General features: G+C 63.3%; 24 protein-coding genes. 14 read left to right on the top strand and 10 right to left on the bottom strand.

The window, feature by feature from the left end; translation table 11 throughout:
* The first annotated feature begins 174 nt into the window (after window positions 1–174).
* The 3 genes from AC1DJB_RS19390 to AC1DJB_RS19400 are packed head-to-tail and all read left to right on the top strand — an operon-like array spanning window position 175 to window position 2,170.
* Window positions 175–612: a YqfO family protein gene (locus tag AC1DJB_RS19390; protein WP_306972647.1), complete on the top strand. Its 438-nt coding sequence runs from the start codon at window positions 175–177 to the stop codon at window positions 610–612.
* On the top strand, window positions 609–1,361 hold the full coding sequence (locus tag AC1DJB_RS19395) for a cyclase family protein (protein WP_332602606.1): 753 nt from the start codon (window positions 609–611) through the stop codon (window positions 1,359–1,361). Before AC1DJB_RS19390 ends, AC1DJB_RS19395 begins: the two co-directional genes overlap by 4 nt.
* A gap of 32 nt (window positions 1,362–1,393) precedes the next feature.
* Window positions 1,394–2,170, top strand: a complete 777-nt coding sequence (locus tag AC1DJB_RS19400) for an IclR family transcriptional regulator (protein WP_059388378.1) — start codon at window positions 1,394–1,396, stop codon at window positions 2,168–2,170.
* Here AC1DJB_RS19400 and AC1DJB_RS19405 read toward each other — a convergent pair.
* The 3 genes from AC1DJB_RS19405 to AC1DJB_RS19415 form a co-directional block, all read right to left on the bottom strand.
* A complete protein-coding gene (locus AC1DJB_RS19405; RefSeq protein WP_059388377.1) occupies window positions 2,167–2,967 on the bottom strand; it encodes an IclR family transcriptional regulator in 801 nt (266 codons plus the stop codon). The genes AC1DJB_RS19400 and AC1DJB_RS19405 overlap by 4 nt on opposite strands.
* A gap of 37 nt (window positions 2,968–3,004) precedes the next feature.
* Window positions 3,005–3,406 carry an alanine racemase C-terminal domain-containing protein gene (locus AC1DJB_RS19410; protein WP_332602607.1) on the bottom strand — a complete coding sequence of 134 codons (402 nt, stop codon included), beginning with the start codon at window positions 3,404–3,406 and terminating at the stop codon, window positions 3,005–3,007.
* Between the two features lie 96 nt (window positions 3,407–3,502).
* Entirely contained in the window at window positions 3,503–4,954 is a 1,452-nt protein-coding gene (locus AC1DJB_RS19415) for an amino acid permease (protein ID WP_332602608.1), read from the bottom strand.
* A 317-nt stretch (window positions 4,955–5,271) separates the two neighbouring features.
* On the opposite strand from AC1DJB_RS19415, the gene AC1DJB_RS19420 reads away from it, so the two are divergent.
* Genes AC1DJB_RS19420 through AC1DJB_RS19430 form a run of 3 tightly spaced genes read left to right on the top strand, consistent with a single transcriptional unit; the run spans window position 5,272 to window position 9,152 of the window.
* On the top strand, window positions 5,272–6,324 hold the full coding sequence (locus tag AC1DJB_RS19420; RefSeq protein WP_441433744.1) for a homoserine dehydrogenase: 1,053 nt from the start codon (window positions 5,272–5,274) through the stop codon (window positions 6,322–6,324).
* On the top strand, window positions 6,317–7,738 hold the full coding sequence (locus tag AC1DJB_RS19425; RefSeq protein WP_441433745.1) for an aldehyde dehydrogenase family protein: 1,422 nt from the start codon (window positions 6,317–6,319) through the stop codon (window positions 7,736–7,738). The genes AC1DJB_RS19420 and AC1DJB_RS19425 overlap by 8 nt, the downstream gene beginning before the upstream one ends.
* 4 nt (window positions 7,739–7,742) lie before the next feature.
* A complete protein-coding gene (locus AC1DJB_RS19430; protein WP_059388372.1) occupies window positions 7,743–9,152 on the top strand; it encodes an aspartate ammonia-lyase in 1,410 nt (469 codons plus the stop codon).
* Between the two features lie 11 nt (window positions 9,153–9,163).
* Here the strand turns inward: AC1DJB_RS19430 and AC1DJB_RS19435 are convergent, their stop codons facing one another.
* The gene (locus tag AC1DJB_RS19435; RefSeq protein WP_059388371.1) at window positions 9,164–9,622 is read right to left on the bottom strand and encodes an Lrp/AsnC family transcriptional regulator; all 459 of its coding nucleotides are present in this window, start codon (window positions 9,620–9,622) and stop codon (window positions 9,164–9,166) included.
* A 75-nt stretch (window positions 9,623–9,697) separates the two neighbouring features.
* Between AC1DJB_RS19435 and AC1DJB_RS19440 the strand changes: the two genes are divergently transcribed.
* Together AC1DJB_RS19440 and AC1DJB_RS19445 are read left to right on the top strand one after the other, a co-directional pair.
* Window positions 9,698–10,420 (top strand): HAD hydrolase-like protein, encoded by a 723-nt coding sequence (locus tag AC1DJB_RS19440; RefSeq protein ID WP_441433746.1) that lies wholly within the window; start codon window positions 9,698–9,700, stop codon window positions 10,418–10,420.
* Window positions 10,421–10,566: 146 nt separating this feature from the next.
* Window positions 10,567–10,776 carry a dodecin gene (locus AC1DJB_RS19445; protein ID WP_059388369.1) on the top strand — a complete coding sequence of 70 codons (210 nt, stop codon included), beginning with the start codon at window positions 10,567–10,569 and terminating at the stop codon, window positions 10,774–10,776.
* 82 nt (window positions 10,777–10,858) lie between these two features.
* On the opposite strand, the gene AC1DJB_RS19450 is transcribed toward AC1DJB_RS19445, so the two are convergent.
* The 3 genes from AC1DJB_RS19450 to AC1DJB_RS19460 form a co-directional block, all read right to left on the bottom strand.
* Window positions 10,859–11,131 (bottom strand): hypothetical protein, encoded by a 273-nt coding sequence (locus tag AC1DJB_RS19450; protein ID WP_059388368.1) that lies wholly within the window; start codon window positions 11,129–11,131, stop codon window positions 10,859–10,861.
* Entirely contained in the window at window positions 11,128–11,334 is a 207-nt protein-coding gene (locus AC1DJB_RS19455; protein WP_441433747.1) for a hypothetical protein, read from the bottom strand. The genes AC1DJB_RS19450 and AC1DJB_RS19455 overlap by 4 nt, the downstream gene beginning before the upstream one ends.
* A 145-nt stretch (window positions 11,335–11,479) precedes the next feature.
* Window positions 11,480–12,400 (bottom strand): helix-turn-helix transcriptional regulator, encoded by a 921-nt coding sequence (locus AC1DJB_RS19460; RefSeq protein ID WP_284990830.1) that lies wholly within the window; start codon window positions 12,398–12,400, stop codon window positions 11,480–11,482.
* A gap of 164 nt (window positions 12,401–12,564) precedes the next feature.
* Between AC1DJB_RS19460 and AC1DJB_RS19465 the strand changes: the two genes are divergently transcribed.
* The 5 genes from AC1DJB_RS19465 to AC1DJB_RS19485 are packed head-to-tail and all read left to right on the top strand — an operon-like array spanning window position 12,565 to window position 17,364.
* Entirely contained in the window at window positions 12,565–13,410 is an 846-nt protein-coding gene (locus tag AC1DJB_RS19465) for an aldo/keto reductase (protein ID WP_441433748.1), read from the top strand.
* A 28-nt stretch (window positions 13,411–13,438) separates the two neighbouring features.
* On the top strand, window positions 13,439–14,410 hold the full coding sequence (locus AC1DJB_RS19470; protein ID WP_441433749.1) for an aldo/keto reductase: 972 nt from the start codon (window positions 13,439–13,441) through the stop codon (window positions 14,408–14,410).
* Window positions 14,407–15,411 carry an SDR family oxidoreductase gene (locus AC1DJB_RS19475; protein WP_332602617.1) on the top strand — a complete coding sequence of 335 codons (1,005 nt, stop codon included), beginning with the start codon at window positions 14,407–14,409 and terminating at the stop codon, window positions 15,409–15,411. Before AC1DJB_RS19470 ends, AC1DJB_RS19475 begins: the two co-directional genes overlap by 4 nt.
* A 19-nt stretch (window positions 15,412–15,430) precedes the next feature.
* Complete coding sequence (locus AC1DJB_RS19480) at window positions 15,431–16,261, top strand: aldo/keto reductase (RefSeq protein WP_059388362.1); 831 nt, start codon at window positions 15,431–15,433, stop codon at window positions 16,259–16,261.
* Window positions 16,262–16,293: 32 nt separating this feature from the next.
* The gene (locus AC1DJB_RS19485; protein ID WP_441433750.1) at window positions 16,294–17,364 is read left to right on the top strand and encodes a lactonase family protein; all 1,071 of its coding nucleotides are present in this window, start codon (window positions 16,294–16,296) and stop codon (window positions 17,362–17,364) included.
* 153 nt (window positions 17,365–17,517) lie between these two features.
* On the opposite strand, the gene malQ is transcribed toward AC1DJB_RS19485, so the two are convergent.
* A complete protein-coding gene (malQ, locus tag AC1DJB_RS19490; protein ID WP_441433751.1) occupies window positions 17,518–19,710 on the bottom strand; it encodes a 4-alpha-glucanotransferase in 2,193 nt (730 codons plus the stop codon).
* Between the two features lie 324 nt (window positions 19,711–20,034).
* On the opposite strand from malQ, the gene AC1DJB_RS19495 reads away from it, so the two are divergent.
* Entirely contained in the window at window positions 20,035–21,060 is a 1,026-nt protein-coding gene (locus AC1DJB_RS19495; RefSeq protein ID WP_441433752.1) for a PHP domain-containing protein, read from the top strand.
* On the opposite strand, the gene AC1DJB_RS19500 is transcribed toward AC1DJB_RS19495, so the two are convergent.
* Together AC1DJB_RS19500 and AC1DJB_RS19505 are read right to left on the bottom strand one after the other, a co-directional pair.
* The gene (locus AC1DJB_RS19500; protein ID WP_441438120.1) at window positions 21,057–22,100 is read right to left on the bottom strand and encodes a HoxN/HupN/NixA family nickel/cobalt transporter; all 1,044 of its coding nucleotides are present in this window, start codon (window positions 22,098–22,100) and stop codon (window positions 21,057–21,059) included. The two genes, AC1DJB_RS19495 and AC1DJB_RS19500, sit on opposite strands and share 4 nt — an antisense overlap.
* Window positions 22,100–22,915, bottom strand: a complete 816-nt coding sequence (locus tag AC1DJB_RS19505; RefSeq protein ID WP_441433767.1) for an urease accessory protein UreD — start codon at window positions 22,913–22,915, stop codon at window positions 22,100–22,102. The genes AC1DJB_RS19500 and AC1DJB_RS19505 overlap by 1 nt, the downstream gene beginning before the upstream one ends.
* Window positions 22,916–23,086 lie beyond the last annotated feature (171 nt).

Consider the following 23,086-nt stretch of genomic DNA (forward strand, 5'->3'; position numbering starts at 1 on the left):
GTTGGTCTTCATTCGTGCCTATGTGGGGACGAGATGGTCCAGCGTGACCACCCTCTCACTATATTGGTCATTATGAGCATTTGAAAATGCTTGTAATGATCAGGCCAGTTATGCCACCATGGCAGTCAAGCAATCGGCGCCAAGCGCAGGGAAGAGGACCCCTTGAAGATAGAAATGAAATCAGTGCGCAAGCTGCGCGTACATTGGCCTATCGCGTCCGAGACTTTCGCTGGGCTCGCTGAGGGCGAGGCCGGTGCGTTCCGGAATGACCACGGCATTACGGCACTGCTTCAGGCCTTGGCGGACTCCCCGGAGTTGGGGGACTTTGGAAACTACAGGCACGTTTTCGAGTCCGGCGTGGGATTCGAAGGATTCACCGTGGCTGAAGGCGCCAACCCCACCTTGGGGCAAGTGGGCCAGCGGACCATTTCGCCGACCTTTGTCTTCACGACGTACTTCGACGCCGCCCTGGACGACGAGCGGGTGGATCGGTTCATGCGTCACCTTGTGGAGATCCACCCTTGGGAAGTCCCTGTCATAGAGCTATCCGGCGTCGTGAGCGTCTCATCCACCGCACTGGCAGAGGCCCGCGAGAGCGGGGTCGCATCATGACCGACAACGCCACGACGGATTTTTGGGACGGGCTCCAGCCCCTCATAGCGGGCAGGACGTTCGCCGACTTGACGCATGCATTCCACCCAGGCCAACCGCACTTCCCCGCTTTCCCCGACGAGATCAGGGAAGCCGTGTTCGATCTGGAGAATGGCGACGGATTCACCGCGCACCGCTATTCGATCATCGGGCAATGGGGAACACACGTTGATCCCCCCTCACATTTCATCCGCGGCGGCCGGTCTTTGGATCAGATCCCGGTAGGGGACATGATCCTTCCGCTGGTCATCCTGGACATTTCAGAACGGGTCAAGGCTGATCCCGATGCCACCCCCACGGTGGCGGACATCCACGCATGGGAAACCCGAAACGGCACTGTCCCGACGGGTAGCTTTGTGGCACTGCGGACCGGCTGGAGCCGACGTTGGCCCGATGCCGACGCCATGGCGAACAGGGACGACGAAGGCATCAGTCACAGTCCGGGCTGGTCGCAGGAGGCCCTCACCTTCCTGATTGAACGACGGTCGATTGCGGCTGTAGGTCATGAACAGACAGACACGGACCCGGGGCTGGCCACTTCCCGCAAGGACTTTAGCCTGGAGACATACGTGCTGGGACAGAACCGTTGGCAGATCGAGCTATTGGCGAACCTGGATGGTCTTCCGGAAAAGGGTGCCGCCCTGGTTGCGACGTGGCCAAAACCCCTTGAGGGCAGCGGCTTTCCCGCCCGGGTGTTTGCTATCCACTGAGTCACGCCCGTCCGGTGGCTAGAATCAGATCCATGCCTAAGACATCCAGCATGGGACGGGGAATCATGGCTGTCCTTGCAGTCGGCTCCCGTAACGCCGAAGGCCTCGCCGGCGGCACGGTCGCCGATATTGCAGCCGATTTAGGCAAGGATCGCAGCCAGGTCTCGCGGAGCCTGCGAGTCGCGGAACAAGAAGGGTTCCTGGAACGCGCCGAGCGGCGGTCCTACAACCTGAACTGGTCACTCTTTACCGACGCCCAGCTTTTGACCGAACAACGGCTGCAGACGGACGGGATCACTGCCCTGGAGGGCCTTGCCGGCGAAACGAACGAAGGATGCTTTCTCGGAGTGCTGAGCGGTGACAGCACGGTGACGGTCGGTGAGCGTATTCCGGCGAGCAGCAACATGGTCGGTTCGTGGTTGGGCCGGCCTTACCCGGCCTACTGCAGCGACGCCGGCCAGGCATTGTTGTGGGAGGCGTCCGACGCCGAGGTCCGAACCGTTTTCGCGTCCTCTGCATTTGTTCGCCACGGCCCCAATACTCCGGTCAATGTCGAGGACTTCCTGACGCGGCTGCATGAGGCTAGGGGGCGGGGGTATTCCATCGTGGATGAGGAAGCAGAACCAGGCTTGTATTCCCTAGCCGTTCCCGTACGGGATTTCAAACGCGAAGTGGTGGCTGCCCTGCAGGTCGTGGGTCCTAAGACACGGCTGGCAGCGCGGCGGGAACTCTGCGCCTCGGCTCTCGTGTCGTGGGGAAAGTGGCTCGAATCGACGATGGGTCAGGGACTGCCGCAGGCGCTGGCCTAGCTCGCAAGGCCCCTTCCTCCCGTATTGTCCCGAGTACTGCGACCGCATGATCCGAGCCGCGCGGCGGCTTCCGTGAGAACCTTCGCGATTTTCCCGGCCCTGGGCTCGATCTGGGGCCGGTTGCCCAGAACACTAAGTGAAGCAAGAATCGCTCCTTCCGGGTCACGGACAGGAACGGCCAATTCGTAGACGCCATGCTCGAATTCTTCGGCCGCCACTATGAAGCCCCGGTTCCGGTCCCTGTCCATCAGCTCGCAGACCTCCTCGGTCGAGTGGGCCGCGCCCGGACCGCCGACACCGATGAAGTTGGCGTCCTTGAGGAGATCCTGAATCGCGGCCTGCTCGTGATCCCACAAGAGTGCCCGGCCTGATCCCGTGCACCATGTCGGCGTCACCATTCCAGGTTTGACGAAGCTGCCAGGGAGCGCGTCATTGCTAGATGCGCGCAGGAGAATTACCCGGAAGCCCTCGCGGACAGAAACCCTGGATCGGAGGCCAAGCGTGGCCACCAGCGCCTCCAACTCGGTTCTTGATTGGCGAACCCAGCCAGTATTAAGCGACGCCGCGAGGCCGAAAAATTGCGGGCCTGTCCGGAACGGACCGCGTTCGACCCTTTCGAGAAGTCCCAGATCACACAATTCCTGGGTCAGCCGGGATACGCGGCTTTGCTCCATGTCCAGCTCGGAGGCGAGCTGGGAGACGCCGAGGAGCCGCCGGCCCCACTTCTCCCGGTCCGCGACCAAGCGCACAATACGAAGTCCTTGTGCCATGGACGACGCTTCCGAGGAAGAATCCATTGTCAATGCTCCTTCCGAGCTTCATCAGGCCCTATTCTCACACGTCCCCGTTGACCGGAACGCGGCTTCCTCCTGCCCACGCGGTGTAGAGATCGGCGAGGATTGCCGAGTTCGCCGCCTCTATCTCCTCAACGGTGATTTCTTCGGCTCCTTGCTTTCCGAACAGCACAACTTCGTCGCCCGGAGCGGCGTCAGCGATGTCGGTTACGTCAACAACCATGGAATTCATCGAAACAAGGTCGACGATGGCGACACGCCGGCCACGGACGAGCACATGGCCTCCACGGGCCAGCGCGCGGCGGTAGCCGTCGCCGTATCCTGCGGTCACCGCTGCCAACTTTGAGTCCCGGTCCAGCGTGTGGGCGAGGCCATACCCGACTTTGGTGCGGGCAGGATAGCTATCGATATGGCGGTTGTCATCTTTGGGGGAGTGGGTCATGACCCCGGCCAGCTGAAGCCTCGGATGGCTGACGATCCGTCGGACAGCCCTCGGCCAGGGACAGCAGTCCCCGGCCGAGAGCTGGGTGAACGATGGTCAGCGATCCAGCAAAGACGGCGCGGCCGTGCGCGCCTTGCGTCCGTACTTGAGATAGAACAAGGCGTAGCAGGCTCCTACGAAGGGGACCCCGAAGTAGAGGGCGGCTACCTGGTTCGGGTCAAACGCGATACCGATCAACGAAATGAAGCAGAGCGAGAACGCCAGGATCGGAACTAGGGGAAACAGCGGGGCCTTATAGGGAAGGGCGGCGACGTTGCCGCCATTCTTGACGAAAGTCCGCCTGTGGAAGAAATGCGATGCGGCGATGGACATCCACACGCCGACGACGGCGAACCCTGCGACGGACACAAGGGCCAAGTACACCGTCTCGGGCGCAACCACGCTGCTGATGAGCGATGCCAGGCCACCCACCATGCTCACGGAGAGCGCAACCATAGGGATGCCGCGCCGGGTCAGCTTTCGCAACACGCGAGGGGCATGTCCTTCGTCCGAGAGAGAGTACAGCATGCGGGCGCACGAGAAGAGACCGCTGTTGCCGGCGGAAAGGAGCGCGGTGATGATGACGAAATTCATGGCGTCGGCGGCAAACGGGATGCCGATGGAGGAAAAGACCGTCACGAACGGGCTCTGGTCCAGGCCGACCTGATCAAACGGGATGGTGGCGGCGATGACCGCGATGGCCCCGACGAAGAAGATCAGCAAGCGGACGACGGTACTGCGCATGGCCTTCGGAATGCTCTTGGCAGGATCCGCGGTTTCGCCTGCCGCTACGCCGATGAGCTCGGAACCGGAGAAGGCATAGAACACTGCAAGCGCGGTGACCAGAACGCCAGTGAATCCGTTGGGGAAGAGACCCCCGGTGGTGTTGAAGTTCTCGAGGAGGAAGGGATGGTTGCCGGTCTCGCTCAATGGGTGGAAACCAAATAGTGCGGCACCCCCGAGCACGATCAGGACGATGATGGCTCCGACCTTGATGATCGCGAACCAGAACTCCGACTCTCCGAAGAACCGCGAAGAGACGGCGTTGAGGCCGAAAAGAACGGCGGCAAAGATGACACACCAGACCCACACGTCGATGTTTGGAAACCATCGCTGCATGAGGAGGCCGGCCGCTGTGAATTCCGAGCCGATGGCCACGGCCCAGCAAAGCCAGTAGAGCCACGCCGTGGTGAATCCCGTGGCTGGTCCGATCGACCGCGATGCGTAGATGTGGAAGGCTCCCGAGACCGGGTACGCGATGGCAAGTTCGCCAAGGCATGCCATTACCAGGTAGACCACGAAGGAGCCAATCAGGTAGGCGATGACCGCGCCGAGCGGTCCGGCCTGGGAGATCGTGTAGCCGGAACTCAAGAAAAGTCCGGAGCCGATCACCCCGCCCATGGCGATCATGACGAGGTGCCTGGGCCCCATGGACCGGCGTAGCCCGGATTCAGACGACGGAGGGGATGAGAGCTGTGGTTCTAGCGCGACGGGTAATGAGGATTCCATGGTGCCTCCGGGGTCGGTGGTCAGGTTGGTGGTCGAATCGGTGCGAAGAATGCGCGTGATACCTCGGGGGTCGAGGGGTGATCCGGATTGCCGGAGGTGCGCAAGGGGATGGTGATGAAGATAACACAGCGTAGTCGAATTGGTCATTAAAAACATTTGGGCATGCACATGTTGCACGCATGTTACTTGCGGGCGCTGATGTCGAATCGCCATGCGGATGGTCGATTCGCCCTATTCTTCGGCCGGAATCACATGCCCTGGCTGACATGGAATCCGGTCAATATTGGAGGACCGATGTAACTGACTGAAGGAGCAGCATGACCACCTATGACATTGCCCTGATCGGCTTTGGCGGCGTCAACAGGACCCTGGCCGAACTGATCGCAACACGCAATGAGGCACTTCGTTCCGGGCTGGGCTTTGGCCTCCGGGTCGTGGCAATCACCGACCTTCGCCTCGGATCCCTGGTCCAGCCTGATGGTATCGACCTCTCCATGGCCCTGGGCCTTGGCGGCGGGAGCGAAACCTTCGCCGAACACGGGGGATCCGCGGACACCAACAATGAGTCGGTCATCCGCTCGTGCACAGCAGACATCATCTGCGAAGCCACCTTCACAAACCCCGACGACGGCGAACCTGCGGTCTCCCATGTGCGGTGGGCCCTCGAATCGGGCAAGAGCGTCTGCACCACGAACAAAGGACCGGTTGCCCTCCGTGGGGCCGAACTGAATTCCCTGGCCGCGCAAAATGGCGTCTACTTCGAATACGAAGGAGCCGTCATGAGTGGCACGCCGGTGATCCGTTTGGCGAAGAAGATGTTTTCAGGACTCCGGTTGAATGGTTTCGAAGGCATTCTCAACGGAACCAGCAATTACGTGCTCGGTCGGATGGAAGCCGGCCTGGACTTCGAAGCTGCCGTCAGCGAGGCACAGGAACTCGGTTACGCCGAGGCGAACCCAGCAGCAGACATCGAGGGCTACGATGTCCAGCTCAAGGTCCTCATCCTCGCCAACGAACTGCTTGACGCGGGCATCGAACTCAAGGACGTCCGGCGGCAAGGGATCTCGACGGTCACGGCGGAAGATGTCCGAACGGCATCCCGGAACGGACGCCGCTGGAAGCTCGTCGGTTCGGCACGGCGGAATCCTGACGGGACCGTCACCGCAGGTGTAGCCCCGGTCGCGGTGCCCCTTGACCACGGACTTGCCGGCGTTTCGGGCGCTACGAACGCCGTCTCCTTCGATACCGATCTACTTGGCCCGGTTACCGTATCGGGACCTGGAGCAGGTCGCGTGGAGACCGCCTACGCCTTGCTCTCAGACATCTTCGCCATCCACTCAGCAAAGACAGGGGCGGCCGCACATGTCTGAGTCCACACTCTGCGCCACGGAAATGGTGCTGCCACGATTCCGTGAAGTGACCAGCCCCTACGATGGCAGGATCGTCGGCACGGTCCCCCTGACCGACGCTTGTGCCGCCGACGCCGTGCTCGAAGTGGCCCGGGCCGGCGCGCGAAAAGCACGGGCACTGTCCCGCAACACCCGGGGGAAAATCCTCGACACTGCTGCCACCGACATCGAACGGCGAAGCGAAGAGTTCGCCCGGACCATTGTTGCCGAGTCAGGCAAGACCATCCGCCAGGCCCGAAAGGAAGTATTGCGAGCCGTCAATACCCTTCGCCTGTCCGCGGCCGAAGCGCGCCGGAACGCCGGAGAGGTCATTCCCTTTGACTCATACGAGGGCTCGGAAGACCGGACCGGATGGTACTCGCGCGAACCGCTTGGCATCATTGCAGCGATCACGCCCTTCAACGACCCCCTCAATCTCGTGGCGCACAAGATCGGTCCGGCCATTGCCGGAGGCAACGCAGTGGTCCTCAAGCCCTCCGCCCTGACTCCCCTGTCGGCCCAACTCCTCGCGGACGCCCTCGTGGATGCTGGGCTTTCGCCTGAAGTCCTGACTGTTGTTCACGGGGATCGGGAGATAGCCGAAACCATCATCCGGTCCCGGGATGTGAGAATGGTGTCCTTTACCGGCGGGTTCGCCACTGGGGAAAGCATTGCCCGCGCCGCCGGCCTGAAGAAGCTTTCCATGGACCTGGGCGGAAACGCACCTGTCATCATCCTGAGCGATGCTGACATTGACGACGCCGTGGAATCCTGCGTCTCCGGAGCGTTCTGGGCCGCTGGCCAGAACTGCGTGGGGGTGCAGCGAATCCTTGTAGCCACACCGTTGTACGCCGATTTCCGCCAGCGCTTCCTGGAAGCGACAGCCCGATTGGTATCCGGAGATCCGTCGGATGAGCGGACGGACGTCGGGCCGATGATCAGCCCCGCTGCGTTAGACGAACTCAAAGCCAAGCTCGATGAGTCCATCCATGACGGCGCTGCACTTCTCGCAGGCAACGTGAGGGTAGGCAATGTGCTTGAGCCGACTGTGCTGGAAGCGGTCCCGGCGGACAGCAGGCTGTGGAGGGAAGAAGTGTTCGGGCCTGTTGTCATGCTGCATGCTTTCAATACGTTCGAAGAAGCCATTGAAGTAGCAAATGCCATCGAATTCAGCCTTCACGCCGGCATTTTCACGGACTCCCTGAGCAACGCCATGGACGCCGCGCGCCGGATCGACGCAGGCGGAGTCATGATCAATGATTCCTCGGACTATCGGTTCGACGGCATGCCGTTCGGGGGTTCCAAATACGGAAGCCTCGGCAGGGAAGGTGTCCATTTTGCTTACGAAGAGATGACCCAGCCCAAAGTCGTCTGCATCAAGAACCGTGGGATATAGAGCCGTGACCAGCCGCATCGAGACCGATTCGCTCGGGAACATTCCCGTACCCGCCAACGCCTACTGGGGAGCACACACTGCCCGGGCATTGGAAAACTTCACCATCAGCGGCATTCCGATCTCCAGGCATCCGCACTTGGTACGCTCCCTGGCAATGATCAAGAACGCCGCGGCGCAGGCCAACTGCGAACTTGGGGTGCTCTCGCCCCGGCAGGCGGCAGCAATCCGCGAATCGTGCCGGGAAATCCAGGAAGGGCATCACCTCGAACAGTTCTGCGTTGACGTCATCCAAGGAGGGGCCGGCACCAGCACGAATATGAACGCGAATGAAGTGATCGCGAACCTCGGGCTGGAAAAACTAGGCCAGCGCCTCGGCGACTACCAGCACCTGCACCCCATCGACCATGTCAATCGTTGCCAATCCACCAATGACGCTTATCCAACCGCCATCAAGCTGGCCCTCATTTTCGCCATCGCGGAACTCAACCAGGAATTGGGCAAGCTTGCCGAAACCGCCAGAAACAAGGGTGCCGAATTTGCCGATGTCGTGAAGATGGGTAGGACCCAGCTTCAGGATGCTGTCCCGATGACCCTGGGGCAGGAGTTCAATGCCTTCGCCGCCACGTTGGAGGAAGATCGCTCCCGGCTCCTGGAGTCCACCGATCTGATGCGCGAATGCAGCCTGGGGGCCACCGCCATCGGCACCGGCATTACCGCCGAACCGGGTTATCAGCAACTGGTGCTGCGGGCACTCTCCGAAGTTTCCGGCGTCGACGTCCTTCCTGCCAACGATCTGGTTGAGGCGACGTCCGACGTCGGAGTTTTCATGCACGTGTCGGGCATGCTCAAACGGACCGCAATCAAGCTATCCAAGATCAGCAGTGACCTCCGATTGCTGTCCAGCGGACCGCAGAATGGCTTTGGCGAGATCACCTTGCCTCCCCGTCAAGCGGGGTCGTCCATCATGCCCGGAAAGGTGAACCCTGTCATCCCCGAGACCATGAATCAGATCGCTTTCGCGGTTGCCGGAGCGGACACCGCGGTAACGATGGCTGCAGACAATGGCCAACTCCAACTCAATGCCTTCGAACCTGTCATCGCTCACGTCCTGCTTCAAGCCGTTTCATGGCTCAAACAAGGAGCTCGCGTTCTCCGCACACACTGCATGGAAGGCATCGAAGCGAACACCGACCGCCTCGCCCGCCAGACGGCAGCTTCGGTGGGCCTTGCAACGGCACTGGTTCCGGCCATCGGCTACGCGGCCGCGGCGGCGGTCGCCAAGGAAGCCCTGCGGGACGGATCACCGGTTCTCGACGTCGTTACCGGCAAGAACCTCCTGGACCGTGCCACCGCTCAATCGATGCTTGAATCGGCTGCGCTTCCGGTCAGGGGTACCCGCATATCAGCGGTCTGATCGCCAACTCCTCACGCGGTCGGCACTGCGCCACGCCGGATGAGACTGGAAAGCGTCATGGCCGTCACGGTATCCGTGACGCCCGGAAGTGCGGCGATCTGCTCCCAGATCTCTTGGATTCTCTCCAAGGACCGGGCTTCAAGCCTCACGAGAAGATCAAAGTCCCCGCTGACGACGTCGCACAAAACCACTTCCGGAATGGACCGCAAAACAGCAATGACATCCGAACCACGCACCCGGTCCTTCCGGTAGACCATAAGGAAAGCCGAGACGGACCCTTGCCCGGGTAGGCCAGCAACCAGCGTATATCCCTGGATGTATCCTTGCCGTTCCATCCGGTCGACGCGCTGGCGCACAGCATTCCTTGAAAGCAGGACTTTGCTCGCCAGTTCGGCATGACTAATGCGTGCGTTTTTGGTGAGCTCCGCAAGGATCCTCTGGTCTATGTGATCGAGACTCACGCGGTCCATGCCCACCCTTCAAAAAGTAAATCCCTGTGCACAACCCAAGCAGAACCCGATCCACAACCGAAAGCTCCAGAAAAGATGATACTTCCGCATCACAGCCATCCAACGTTCGGCGCCATCACCTGCGTCCTGTTCGACATGGACGGAACACTTATCGACTCTGCCCGAGGTGTTACCTCAAGTGCTGCCCGGGCTTTGGAATCCGTGGGAGCGCCGGTCCCGAGGCCGGACGAACTACTCAGGTTTGTCGGGCCACCGATGGTCGAATCGTTCAGGGCAGTCTCCGGGATTGACGAAGCGACTGCCCAGAGAGCCCTCCAACACTATCGCAAGGCATACGCGGATCACGGCGCTGAGCAATCGAGCCTCTACGAAGGAGTCACAGAACTGCTGGAGCAACTATGCTCAGCCGGTATCCCCATGGCTGTTGCCACGTCCAAAGTGGAAGATCAAGCACTACGACTCGCACGACGCTTTGGAATCGAAAGCAACTTCATCACCATATGCGGGGCATCGGACGTTGAAAGACGGGCGACCAAGGCGGAAGTCATCGGTGAAGCACTGCTCCGCCTTGCCTCCCTGGGCATCGATATCTCCAACCCGGCAATGGTCGGCGACAGAAGTTATGACGTCGCGGGAGCCGCTGAGCATGGAATTTCCACCTTTTTCGCGCTCTGGGGGTACGGGGGAAATGAGGAGGCGTTGCACGCTGCTGCCACTGCCATCTCACCCACAGTTTTGCTGCCGATGATCCTGGCCACATCAGTGAGCGAGCGTTCCGCCGTTTGGCGTCATAGGTGAGCGAGCGTCCGCCGAAAGGGCCGTATATGTGAGCGAGCGTCGGAGGGGACCAGACCCCTAGTCCGCCGGCCCTGCGTCGGCTAGTCTGCTTTCACGGCCTGCCAGGCCCGCAGTTCAGGCATCAAGGACGATCATGAGGAGCAAGAATGGCTGACCACACATATAGCGTTTCCGAAATTGTTGGAACTTCGTCCGAGGGCGTCGACGCCGCCATCAGGAACGGGATTGCGGCCGCGAGCCAGACCCTCCGGAACCTCGACTGGTTCGAGGTCAAGGAAATCCGCGGCCATCTTAGCGAGGGCGCCGTTGCCGACTGGCAAGTAACCATCAAGCTCGGATTCCGCCTCGAGCGTTAAGAAGCCCCAAAACCCCCCAAAACGACGATGGCCGCCAGCCTTTCTGTGGAAAGGCTGGCGGCCATCAGTTGCGAGGCTGGACTCACCCGCGGGTCCAGACTTGGACGGGGTCACCGCCACAGAGGAGTCGCCGGCCGCGGCCGGCAAATTCGATCCACAGGAATTCGTGGTCCGACGAAACTTCGTCCACAAGGCCGGCGTCGAAGCCCCATTTGTCCTCGTGGATCCAGACGGTTTCGCCGCGGCTGAGCTCCGACCATTTCGACGGCGGCAAGCGAAGTGCCGCTCCAGCGGGCCGTTGCGCCGACGTCGTGAAGTGGCTTGGGCCCCACGCCCCCAAGGTTTCGGGACTCATCGGGACTCGGCTATCAGGTACTGGCGGTGCCAGACCGTTGCCGCACCGTTATGGGGCGGGAAGACGTGGCCTTCGAAGAACGTGTGCACCACGTGGGGTTCACCTTCGGGGCTCCACTGACCGGATGCCGGGCAATGCGAGCCCGTGGATCCCGCGGACCCGGCGGTGGTTGCCCGTTCCCTCAGCAGCGCGATGCGTTTCATCGTTGAATTCCATCCTTGATATGCGAAAAGGTCTGGATTCAGCGTAAACGCGATTCAAAAGCCGCCCAATGGGCACATAGACAGAATCACGCTGATTCACTATGCAGCAGCACAGTGACGTGGAGCACTTTTGGCTGAAACTCCCTCAGCTCTCGTCCATCGCATGACGCTCGGACAACTCCGCGCCCGGCGCCGTTCCGGCAGCAAACGTCGTTCCGGCACCAAACGCCGTTCCCGCACCAAAGCTGCCCAGCAACTTCAAGGCATCGTCCGACGGCGAACCCGCCTTCGCTGAATAGACCCGCAGGACCTGGTCCGGGTCCTCCGGCAGGGCCAGATTCTCGAAGTTCAGTTCCACGTCCCCCACCGTGGGGTGGTGCAAGCGGACCGTGCCGGCCGAGCGCGCGGCCACTCGATGCCCTGCCCACCATTGGCGGAAATGTTCGCTGTTCACGGCGAGTTCGCCCACGAGCTGGTTCGCTTGTGGATCGTCGGGGTGCCGCCCGGTATCCGCACGCAGGGAGCCGGCGGCTTCCGCGGCAACCGTCTTCCAGTCCCGGAACAGTTCGCGTGCCTGCGGGTCCAGGATCAGCCAGCGAGTGAGGTTCCGCTCGGCGGGAGGCATGGACGGGAAGTCGGCAAACAGCAAGACCGCCATGCGATTGGCTCCGAGCACGTCGCTGCGCCGGCCAAGCAGGAGCGCCGGAACGTCGCCCACGGCGTCCAGAAGTTGGCGCAAGGCCGGCCGCACCCGTGGTGCGGGAGTCGGCGCCTTGGCAGTCGACGCGCAGTGCTCAAGCAGGTCCATCATGTGGGTGTGCTCGCTTGAGTCCAAGCGAAGAGCCCGCGACACCGATTCGAGGACCGCCCGCGAAGGATGGATATGGCGGCCCTGTTCGAGGCGGGTGTAGTAGTCCGTGCTGACATCGGCCAAGCGGGCAATCTCTTCCCTGCGCAGCCCTGGAACGCGGCGCGCGCCGGACGCTTCCGGCAAACCGGCGTCCTCCGGCGACATCCGGGCACGCATGGCTTTGAGGAACTTTCCGAACTCGGCACTTTGACCCATGTGCCTATTCTTCCTTCCCTCAGGGCTTGTTTCTACGGCCAAGGTAGGACTCCGAGTCCTAGGAAAAACAGGGGGCGTCAAAACTACTGATTGTTGTGCCGAAAGTGCATAGGCTCGAAAAAGCCAGTCAGGCAATCCACCCACCAGTGACGAAAGGGCAAGACATGTCCAACGCTCAGAATTCCACCGTTCCCGGGCTCGTCCTGAACAACTCGGTCACCATCCCCCAGCTCGGCTTCGGCGTCTTCCAGGTCCCGCCTGCCGAGACCCAGAAGGCCGTGGAGGACGCTCTGGAGGCCGGTTACCGGCACATCGACACTGCCGCGGCCTACCGGAACGAATCCGGTGTCGGCGCGGCAATCAAGGCTTCCGGCATCGCCCGGGAAGAACTCTTCATCACCACCAAACTCCGCAACGGCGAACAGGGCCGGGCCGCGGCGGCATTCAACCACAGCCGCCGCGAACTCGGCCTGGACGTCATCGATCTCTACCTGATCCACTGGCCCGTCCCGTCTCAAGGCTTGTTCGTGGATGCGTGGAAGGCACTCGAAAAGATCCATGCCGACGGCGGCGCCAGGGCAATCGGCGTCTCCAACTTCTTGCAGGATCATCTCGACACCCTGCTCGAGTTCGCCGACGTCGTTCCCGCCGTCAACCAGATCGAACTGCACCCGACCTTCCAACAGCGGGAACTGGCGGCGAAGAGCCGCTCGCACGGGATCGCCGTAGAGGCGTATAGCCCGCTGGGGCAAGGAGCGGACCTGGGGTCGCCAACGGTCGCCGAACTTGCCGAAACGCACGGTGTCACCCCCGCACAGATCGTGCTGGCCTGGCACCTCGGAACCGGCAACATCGTCATCCCCAAGTCCGTCCACCCCGAGCGGATCCGCCAGAACCTCGCGGCGGCAGCGCTGCAGCTCACCCCGGACGAACTGGCAGCCATCAGCGCGCTCGACGCCGGTACGCGCCTCGGCGCGGACCCCGCCGTCGCGTCCTTCAGCCAAATGTAGAAACCACCAGCGTAAGGAACCCAAAACCATGCAGTACACCCACTTGGGCCGTTCAGGGCTCAGCGTCTCCCGCTTGTGCCTCGGAACCATGAATTTCGGCCCGCAGACGGAGGAATCCGCAGCGCATTCCATCATGGACTCGGCCCTGGAATCGGGCATCAACTTCTTCGACACCGCCAACGTCTACGGCGGCCACGACAACCGGGGTTGGACCGAGGAAATCCTGGGCCGCTGGTTCGCCAAGGGCGGCGAGCGCCGCGAGCGCGTCGTCCTCGCCACCAAGCTCTACGGAACCATGACTGACCGCCCCAACGAGTCCAAGCTCTCCGCCCTCAACATCCGGCGCGCCTTGGACGCCAGCCTCAAGCGCCTGCAGACCGACTACATCGACGTCTACCAGTTCCACCACGTGGACCGGAACACGCCGTGGGACGAGATCTGGCAGGCCATCGAGGTAGCGGTCCAGCAGGGCAAGATCCTGTATTCCGGAAGCAGCAACTTCGCTGGCTGGCACATCGCCCAGGCCCAGGAGGCTGCCGCGCGGCGCAACTACAACGGACTCGTGAGCGAGCAGTCCATCTACAACCTGCTCACCCGCAATGTCGAACTGGAAGTCATCCCGGCCGCCCAGCAGTACGGCCTCGGCCTCATCCCGTGGTCGCCGCTTCACGGCGGGCTCTTGGGCGGGGTGCTGAAGAAGGAACGCGACGGCCTTCGTCGCCTTGAGGGCCGCGCGGCGGAGACCCTGAAGAAGCATGAAGACCAGATCCGCCAGTACGAGGACCTCGCCGACGACCTTGGCTACGAGCCCGGCGACGTTGGCTTGGCCTGGTTGCTCCACCAGCCGGCTGTAACCGCGCCGATCGTGGGTCCGCGCACGCAGGAGCAGTTGGACGCCGCCATCAGGGCTTTGGATGTCACCCTCGACGCCGATGCCCTCAAGCGGCTCGACGACATCTTCCCGGGCCACCGGACCGCGCCGGAAGACTACGCGTGGTGACGTCGGCACCGTTGCGCCTGCTGTTCATCGGCGGGACCGGGACCATCAGCGCGGCGGCGGCGGAGCGCGCCGTCGCGCTGGGTCATCGGCTCACCGTGCTCAATCGCGGAGTGAGCTCGGAAAGGCCGGCCCCTCCGGGCACGGAATTGCTGCAGGCGGATATCCGCAACCCCGCCGAGGTGGCGGAGGTGCTGAACGGCCGCGAGTTCGACGTCGTCGCGGACTTCATCTCTTTCACGCCGGAGCATGTGGCCGCCGCGGTGGAGCTGTTCCGCGGCCGGACCGGGCAGTACGTGTTCATCAGTTCGGCCTCCGCCTACCAGAAGCCGCCCGCACACTTGCCGATCCTCGAATCGACCCCGCTCAGGAACCCGTTCTGGAAGTACTCCCAGGACAAGATCGCGTGCGAAGACTTTCTCGTCCGCGCCTACCGCGACGAAGGATTCCCCGTGACCATCGTCCGGCCTTCGCACACCTACGACCGCACGCGGATCGCCCTCCTGGGCGGCTGGACGGACATCCATCGGATGCGGGAAGGCCTGCCCGTGATAGTCCACGGCGACGGTACCTCGCTGTGGACCCTCACGCACGCGGATGATTTTGCAGTCGCTTTCGTCGGCCTCCTCGGCCGGCCCCAGGCTGTGGGTGAAAGCTACACCATCACCTCGGACGAAGCACTCCCGTGGGACCAGGTATACCGGCTCTTCGCCACAGCGGCAGGGGTGCCGGAACCCGAGCTAGTGCACATCGCCTCGGACACCATTGCAGCGCACTCCCCGGAGCTTGGCCCTGGGCTTCTCGGGGACAGGTCCCACTCCGTGGTCTTCGACAACACCAAGATCAAAACGCTGGTGCCCTGGTATCGGGCAGAAATTCCGTTCGCGGCAGGCGCACGGGAGATCGTCCGGTGGCATGATGAACATCCAGGCATCAAGCACGTGGACCAAGACTTCATGAAACTCAGCGATCAACTGGTCCAATGGGCACGGAGGCCGATCTAGCAACTGAAAGGACAGGACCATGGCACTTGCTCCGACTGTCAGGCTCAACGACGGTAATGCCATTCCGCAGATCGGCCTCGGAACCTGGCCCCTCGACGACGCCCAGGTCGCCACGGCGGTGGTGTCCGCCGTCGAGCTTGGCTACCGGCACGTCGACACGGCGTACCGCTACGGTAACGAGGCCGGCGTCGGGCAAGGCGTGCGGGACTGCGGGGTCCCGCGGGAGGAACTGTTCATCACCACCAAACTGGACGGCACCCACCAGGGCCGCGATCGCGCCGTCGAGGGCCTTGAAGGATCCCTCAAGCGCCTCGGGCTGGACTATGTGGACCTCTTGTTGATCCATTGGCCGCTCCCCCAACGGAATGAATTCGTGTCCACCTGGGAGACATTCGAGCGGCTCCAGGCTGAGGGGAAGGTGCGTTCGATCGGCGTGTCCAACTTCAAGCCCTCGCACCTTGAGCGGCTCCTCGAGGAAACCTCGGTGGTGCCGGCCGTCAACCAAATCCAAATCTCGCCATCCATCACCCGAATCGATGAGCGTGCCTTCAACGGCAACCATGGCATCGCCACGGAATCGTACAGTCCGTTGGGGGCCGGCCGCGATCTCCTGAATGCCCCGGTGCTGGCCGCCATCGGGAAGAAACACGGAAAGACTCCCGGTCAGGTGGTGTTGCGCTGGCACGTCCAGGAGGGGCTCGTCGCCATCCCGAAGTCCGCCAACCCCGCGCGCATGAAGGAAAACCTGGACGTTTTCGGCTTCGCTTTGGATCATGACGACCTGTCCGCGATCGCCACTTTGGACGCGGGCGCCGATGCCGGTGTCGACTCTGACGTACAGGGACACTGATACAGGTTTCACTCACCAACACTGAGGACGGCATGGCAGAGAACATCGACGGAACGCTCATCTGGACGGGCGCGTACACCGCGGACAGCGACGGGAACGGATGGGGCATTGGGGCAGTCGCCGCGCGCGAAGATGGCAGCCTGAGTTGGCTGGGCACCGCCGTCGAAGCGCCGTCGCCGTCGTTCCTTGCCGTTCATCCCACGCTGCCAGTGGTCTATGCAGTGGCCGAGGCCGCGCAGACGGTCCGGGCGTATCGGCGGACCGGGCTTTTCGGCCTCGAGCCGCTCGGCGAGGCCTGGCCAGCCGGAGCCGCGGCCTGCCACGTCGCCGTCGACCCTTCCGCACGTTTCATCGTGGTCAACTGTTGGGGCGACGGCAACGTGCTGATGTACGGGCTCGACGACGACGGCGGCATCACCTCGCGCTTTGCCGCACCGCCGGCGAAAGACCCGCACGCCGGCGTCGAAGGCGGCATCGACATCGCCACGGGCGGCCCCCGGGTGAGTCGCGCCCATGCAAGCCTCATGCTCGAGGACGGCCGGATCATGACCACCGACCTCGGCTTCGACCTCGTACGGGTGTGGAATTACTTCCCCGACACCGGCCTCCTCAAGGACCACGAAGTCGCGCTCCCGATGGGCAGCGGCCCGCGGCACTTAGTCCAGCACCCCTCCGTCGACGCAGTCTTCGTGGTGACCGAGTACTCCATCGAAGTGGTGGTGCTCCTGCCGGGCGCGGACGGCCGCTTTGCGCTCCACCGTCGCGGCCCTGCGACAGCCGGTGGAGCCGCCGACGGCGACGCCGCGGCGGAAATCGCCCTGGCCCCGGACCATCGCTTCGTCTACACGGGCATCCGCGGCTCCAACCGGATCTCGGTATTGGCCGTCGAAGGCAGCGGAACCCGGCTCCGGCCCGTGGCTGACGTGCCCAGCGGAGGTGACTGGCCCCGCCACCACCTGGTGCGTGACGGGTGGCTCCATGTGGCGCACGAGCGTTCCAACCAAGTCACAACCTTTGCACTGAACCCTGCCACGGGTATACCGGGGGATGTCCTCGAGCAGGTGGACGTGGGTTCCCCTACCGTTTTGGTCATCGCCCCCTGACGGGCCAAAACAGCGACGCTCGCTCACAAATGCGGCCAAAATCGGGAACGCTCGCTCACCAAGGTGAGCGAGCGTTCGAGGGAAAAGGCCCAAAGGTGAGCGAGCGCCGTGGGGAGGGCCAAAGAGGCGAGAACTCACGTCTCGATGCGTTGCCTATCCCCGCACAGCCTCGTCCACTGCCGCCAGCAGGGAGTTGAACCGCGGGTTCGCGTCAAGGTCATCGATCAGCACCGCGCGGCCGTGGTCGTCGGCCAGCGGTACTTGCCAATTGGGGTAGACCTCCGACGTCGTTCCCGGTTGGTTCTGCACACGCCGCTCCCCCACGGCATCCACCAACGCAACGCCGAGCAGGACCGATGGCGCGAGGGCCAGCAAGCGATGGAGCGCCTCAATGACCTGTTCCTCGCCAAGCACCTTTCCGTCGGCCGGCAGCAGGCCGCGTTCCCGCAGCAACCCCATCATCTTGTCCAGGCTGGCCTCGTGCTCGGCCCGTTCCTCGGCCACACTCCGTTCAAGCAAACCCAGTTGGCTGCGGAGTTCCACGTGATCGCCGGCGAGGTACCCCGCAGTCGGCGGGAGGTCGTGGGTGTTGACGCTGGCGAGGGCCTGCGTTCGGTAGCGTTCGGGCGGGAGCGGCGAGTCGCCGTCGTACTCGAACCAGAGGATCGAGGTGCCCAGGATGCCGCGGGCGGCAAGGTAGTCCCGCACCCACGGCTCAAAGACGCCCAGGTCTTCGCCGATGACCACGGCACCCGCGCGATGCGCTTCCAAAGCGAGGATGCCGATGAGGGCCTCGTGGTCGTAGCGGACATAGGCGCCGTCGCGGGCCGAGTTGCCGGCGGGCACCCACCACAAGCGGAACAGCCCCAAGATGTGGTCCACGCGGATTCCACCGGCATGGCGAAGGACGGTGGAGAGCATCGCGCGCAAGGGCGCGTAGCCCGCCTCTGCCAAACGGACCGGGTGCCACGGCGGCTGGTTCCAGTCCTGGCCCAGCTGGTTGTACATGTCCGGCGGTGCGCCCACGCTGACGCCCGGTGCGAAGCTGCTGCGCAGGGTCCAGGCGTCCGCGCTGCTCAAGTCCGCCCCGACGGCGAGATCGTGCACTACTCCCAACCGCATGCCGGATCGCTTCGCCGCGACCTGGGCCGACTCGAGTTGCTCATCGCAGATCCACTGAAGCCAGCGGTGGAAAACGATCCGGTCGGCCAAAGCCTGGCGCATCGACTCGACCTTGGGCGAACCGAGGGTGGCCGCGGGGTCCTGCCAGAAGGGGTCGTCCGGCGACCGGTCTTCACGGATCGCGCACCAAAGGGCGAAATCGTCCAGGCCGGGGCCGGACTCGCGGCAGAACTCCTCAAAGGCCCGTTGCCGGGCCGGAGAGAGCTTGACCGTGTGAAGGAGTTCCAAGGCAGCGAGCTTCGCGGCAAAGATCTGGTCCCGGTCCAGCCGTTCGGCGTCCTTGTTGAGCGCGTGGACGTGGTCCAACAGCCGGTCCACCGTGGCGCGCTTGCGAGGCTTGACATATGCCAATTCGGGAATGGACTCGACCCGGATGTAGAGGGGGTTGAAGAATCGCCTGGTGGAGGGAGAGTACGGCGATGCTTGAATGGGAGGCACCGGATCTGCGGCATGCAGTGGGTTCACCAGGACGTAGTCGGCCCCGCGCGCGCCGGCCAACGATGCCAAATCGGCAAGGTCCGCGAAATCCCCGATACCCCATGAGCGCTTCGAGCGTACCGAGTACAGTTGCGTGGCGAGTCCCCAGCCCCGTCGTTCCTCAAGCCCTGCCGCCGTCTGCAACGTGGCTGGAACCACGGCGAGCGCCGCGGTGGCCGTCACGCCGTCGGACTCGGCCGTGAGCGAATGCCAGCCGAGCGGCAAACCGGCCGGAACCTCAAACGTTGCACGGCCTGTGGGCACTCCATCAACGTCGCGCGGCGGCGCCCAGTCCTCCTGTTGAACGGCGGCAAGTTCCGTTCCGTCCTCGAGCGAGATCGTCAGGCGGGCCGGCGAACCGTCGCGGACGTGGACGTGGACAGCCGCCGTCGTTCCTTCTTGGACGACGACGGCGGGCGGCAGCATCCGCCGCCACGGCGCCACTTCCGCGTCCGCAAGGGCCGCTTCGATCTGCTCGTCGGAATGGGCGGCGACCCCCAGGGCACCAAGCACCTGGATCAACGTGGTGGGCGAAACGTCGTGCTGCAGCCCATCCCAGCCATGGAACGACGTCCCGACGCCGTGAGCATCCGCGAGCCGGTGGAGCAGGTCCTCGTCAATGGCGGGGTTGGTAGCGGGTGGAATCGCCGTGGTGTCGGTGGCCTGCTGGATGGGAGTGTTGGTCATGTCCGCCTCGTCTGCGATGTGATTCGTCCGAAGGTGCATACCGCCCCGCGTGCAACTCAAGCGAGGCAACTGGTTCCGATTATTGCAGGGCCGTGGGGGCCGTCCCACTTATTCCGACAGCATGACGCCCCCAACCCGAAACCCTCTCTCACATCATCTGAGCGAGCGTCGGTCGAAACACCCGCATACGTGAGCGAGCGTCCGTCGAAACACCCGCATACGTGAGCGGGCGTCCGAAGTCCCGAACCCTCGCTCACAAACAACCACCAAAATCCGAACCCTCGCTCACATACGTATGGGCGCGGCGTGGTACATGATTGAGCCATGGACGCCATCGACGCGCTCAATGAAACCGCCTTCTGGCTGGAACGGGAACTCGCGGACAGCTTCAAGGTCCAGGCATTCCGCCGGGCTGCGGGCGTCATCGCCGGTCTGAGCCACGAGGAACTGACTGCCCGGCTCAAGGATGGCCGCCTCAAGCGGACCAAGGGAATCGGCAGCCGGACCTTCGAGGTGATCAGCCAGGCCCTGGGCGGCGCTGTTCCCGACTACCTTGAGAACCTCCGCCGTCGCGGCGCCGAACCTTTGGTCAACGGTGGACACGAGCTGAACGCCGAGCTCCGGGGCGATCTGCATAGCCACAGCAACTGGTCGGACGGCGGCTCGCCGATTGAGGTTATGGCCGACGCGGCTCGTATACTCGGCCGGGAATATATTGCATTAACCGATCACTCCCCCAACCTCACTATCGCCAACGGGCTCAGCCCCGAGCGCTTGATGGAGCAGCTCACCGTTGTGGATGGAATCAACGAACGGTACGGGCAAGAGTCGGGCTTTCGGCTATTGGCCGGCATCGAAGTGGACATCCTTGAAGACGGAGAGCTGGACCAGTCCGCGGAACTGCTGAGCCAACTGGACGTTGTAGTGGCCAGTGTCCACTCGAAGCTCAGGTCGGACAAACGGCCCATGACCCGGCGGATGCTCACTGCCATCGAAAACCCGCACACGAACGTCCTCGGGCACTGCACCGGCCGCTTGGTGAAGGGATCGCGAGGAACGCGACCCCCATCGGAGTTCGACGCCGAAGAGGTGTTCGCCTCGTGCGCGGAACACAGGGTCGCCGTCGAGATCAATTCGCGGCCCGAACGCCAGGACCCGCCGGACGAATTGATTCAAATTGCCCTCGATGCCGGCTGCCTCTTCAGCATCGACAGTGACGCACATGCCCCCGGCCAGCTCGACTTCCTGCAGTACGGTGCGGAGCGGGCGGAAGCCAACGGGGTACCCGCCGATCGCATCATCACGACGTGGCCGTTGGATCGCCTTCTGCAGTGGCTCCAGCCCGGCTAGCGGCGCCGCGCCGCCCGGAACCGCAGGGCCGCAACCACCCACACGACGGCGAACAGCCCAATCAGCACCAGCCCGGCGTCACCGAGGTCTATTTCGCCCAGCCACGTGGTGACCGGATCGCTCAGTCCAAAGGCCGCATTGAGGAAACCGCCCAGTGTGATGACCGAGATGAAGAGCGCCGAAAAGGCCGAGATACCGGTGATAATGGCGTTGAATCCAAGCTTGCGCTGGGGATCGTGGATGGCGGATTTGTACATCCGCATCATGGCCACACCGTTGATGGAATCGCAAAGGGTCATCGCCGCGGTGAAGGCCAGCGGCAGCGCCAGGAGGGCAAGAACAGACACGCCCGCGAGCGACGCCGCCGTCGTGAGCACCAGCAGCCCGATGGTGGTGGCGGTGTCGAATCCAAGCCCGAACAAGAACCCGATCACGTAGATGTTCCGCGGACGCTGGACCTTGGATAGCGGCTTGGCCAAGAGCCGCGCCATGAACCCTTTGGTTTCGAGGTCGTCGACGGCGATCGCGCCGCCGGCCTGGGCGGCGCGGTACAGCTGAATCGTACGGAGGAACGCCGACCCGTTGAAGATACCCATGGCCAGCAGGAACATCCCGGACACGCCGCTGCCGATCAGCCCCAGCACGAGGTGTCCGGTGGTGCCGTCCTCCATGAGCTGGCCCACAAGGCTGGCGCCCCCAACCACCATCACACCGGCCAGGATCACCACGGAGCTGTGGCCCAGGCTGAAGGCAAAGCCGACACTCACGGGGTCCTTGCGCTGTGCCACGAACTTTCGGGTGGAATTGTCGATCGCCGCGATGTGGTCCCAGTCGTAACTGTGCTTGATACCGGCCACATAAGCCGTCAGCACGAGACCCAGCGCCAGCGGCTGCCCGCCACTGGCGCCACCCACCAACAGGAGTACGACGGCGGCAAGGTGCAGGAGGACGACGGAGCCGAACATGAACGCAAGGCGCGACTTCATCGGGAGATGCTCACGCCACCGGTACATCGAGGCGAGTTCCGCAAGTGACGTCATCAGTACTTCCTGAGATTCAGCGGGGCCCTGCCGAACCAGCGTCCGCGCAGAAGGCCTGTACATGCACCGAGCAATCGATTCAGTTCCTCGGTGCTGTTCGAGAGGGACCGCAGGACCAGGCCCGTCGTGCCTGCAAGGGTTCGGCTCAACGACAAGCCCGAGTACGCCTCGTACCCCGCCGTCAGCCGGTGCAGTTCATCGGCGAGCGCCTGGTCAAGCCGCGGATCCACCACAACGAGCGAACCCAGGTGGCTGTACCCCTCCATGAAGCCCATTCCGGTCACATCCCCCAGGGGTGGCCGGATCAGGAGGTTGTCGAGCGCAAGCAGCACGGCGCCGTCGTCGCCCTCCACCTGGATCTCGTTCCGGAGCCGGAGTTCCCGGTACTTGAAGGAAGCGCCGTCCGGGGACCAGCCCGGAGTGATGACTTCCGCCATGATGAGGCTCGACGTCGGATGCACACTGATGTGCGTATCCTGCCGATAGCTGGCCTCCCGGTAGGCGATGAGCTGGTCGGGCGCCAACTCCAGTTCCGCCCCCTCCCCCAGCCGGATGGTCATCCGCTGCTCAGCAAACGATCCCGGAGTCCGATAGATCTTCGTGGCCGACTGAGTGGTCAAAAGCAGCGAAGCCCCAGCCTCGACCTCCACATCCACAACATAGAGATCCGCCCCCAAATACGCCCCGCCCGGATTGACCATGACATAACAAACCTGCCCGCTCTCATCCAAGTAATGCGGTCTCAAAACCCGCAAGGCACCCTGATGAAACTGCTGCACGGCCACGGACCGCTGACCACGAAGGGCGACCCGCAGGCTGAGCTCCCCGCGAGGCGAGCTTGCAGAAGAGGCGGCGAAGCCGGATTTGGGGGCCGCGGCGTGGTGGGCACCGCGATGGGCCCACTGCCGCGAGGGCCCCGACTCGAGCTTGCGAGAGTTGGGGGCGGCTGGGGACGGGCACGGCCCCAAATCCGGCGGAGCCGCCGG

It is taken from the genome of Arthrobacter sp. 01T428 (genome assembly GCF_056398685.1).

What these genes read in the sequence shown, in the direction of transcription:
- AC1DJB_RS19390 (WP_306972647.1), top strand. Translation starts at nt 175, where the DNA reads ATGAAATCAGTGCGCAAGCTGCGCGTACATTGGCCTATCGCGTCCGAG.
- AC1DJB_RS19395 (WP_332602606.1), top strand. Translation starts at nt 609, where the DNA reads ATGACCGACAACGCCACGACGGATTTTTGGGACGGGCTCCAGCCCCTC.
- AC1DJB_RS19400 (WP_059388378.1), top strand. Translation starts at nt 1,394, where the DNA reads ATGCCTAAGACATCCAGCATGGGACGGGGAATCATGGCTGTCCTTGCA.
- AC1DJB_RS19405 (WP_059388377.1), bottom strand. Translation starts at nt 2,967, where the DNA reads ATGGATTCTTCCTCGGAAGCGTCGTCCATGGCACAAGGACTTCGTATT.
- AC1DJB_RS19410 (WP_332602607.1), bottom strand. Translation starts at nt 3,406, where the DNA reads ATGACCCACTCCCCCAAAGATGACAACCGCCATATCGATAGCTATCCT.
- AC1DJB_RS19415 (WP_332602608.1), bottom strand. Translation starts at nt 4,954, where the DNA reads ATGGAATCCTCATTACCCGTCGCGCTAGAACCACAGCTCTCATCCCCT.
- AC1DJB_RS19420 (WP_441433744.1), top strand. Translation starts at nt 5,272, where the DNA reads ATGACCACCTATGACATTGCCCTGATCGGCTTTGGCGGCGTCAACAGG.
- AC1DJB_RS19425 (WP_441433745.1), top strand. Translation starts at nt 6,317, where the DNA reads ATGTCTGAGTCCACACTCTGCGCCACGGAAATGGTGCTGCCACGATTC.
- AC1DJB_RS19435 (WP_059388371.1), bottom strand. Translation starts at nt 9,622, where the DNA reads ATGGACCGCGTGAGTCTCGATCACATAGACCAGAGGATCCTTGCGGAG.
- AC1DJB_RS19440 (WP_441433746.1), top strand. Translation starts at nt 9,698, where the DNA reads ATGATACTTCCGCATCACAGCCATCCAACGTTCGGCGCCATCACCTGC.
- AC1DJB_RS19445 (WP_059388369.1), top strand. Translation starts at nt 10,567, where the DNA reads ATGGCTGACCACACATATAGCGTTTCCGAAATTGTTGGAACTTCGTCC.
- AC1DJB_RS19450 (WP_059388368.1), bottom strand. Translation starts at nt 11,131, where the DNA reads ATGAGTCCCGAAACCTTGGGGGCGTGGGGCCCAAGCCACTTCACGACG.
- AC1DJB_RS19455 (WP_441433747.1), bottom strand. Translation starts at nt 11,334, where the DNA reads ATGAAACGCATCGCGCTGCTGAGGGAACGGGCAACCACCGCCGGGTCC.
- AC1DJB_RS19460 (WP_284990830.1), bottom strand. Translation starts at nt 12,400, where the DNA reads ATGGGTCAAAGTGCCGAGTTCGGAAAGTTCCTCAAAGCCATGCGTGCC.
- AC1DJB_RS19465 (WP_441433748.1), top strand. Translation starts at nt 12,565, where the DNA reads ATGTCCAACGCTCAGAATTCCACCGTTCCCGGGCTCGTCCTGAACAAC.
- AC1DJB_RS19470 (WP_441433749.1), top strand. Translation starts at nt 13,439, where the DNA reads ATGCAGTACACCCACTTGGGCCGTTCAGGGCTCAGCGTCTCCCGCTTG.
- AC1DJB_RS19480 (WP_059388362.1), top strand. Translation starts at nt 15,431, where the DNA reads ATGGCACTTGCTCCGACTGTCAGGCTCAACGACGGTAATGCCATTCCG.
- AC1DJB_RS19485 (WP_441433750.1), top strand. Translation starts at nt 16,294, where the DNA reads ATGGCAGAGAACATCGACGGAACGCTCATCTGGACGGGCGCGTACACC.
- malQ (WP_441433751.1), bottom strand. Translation starts at nt 19,710, where the DNA reads ATGACCAACACTCCCATCCAGCAGGCCACCGACACCACGGCGATTCCA.
- AC1DJB_RS19495 (WP_441433752.1), top strand. Translation starts at nt 20,035, where the DNA reads ATGGACGCCATCGACGCGCTCAATGAAACCGCCTTCTGGCTGGAACGG.
- AC1DJB_RS19500 (WP_441438120.1), bottom strand. Translation starts at nt 22,100, where the DNA reads ATGACGTCACTTGCGGAACTCGCCTCGATGTACCGGTGGCGTGAGCAT.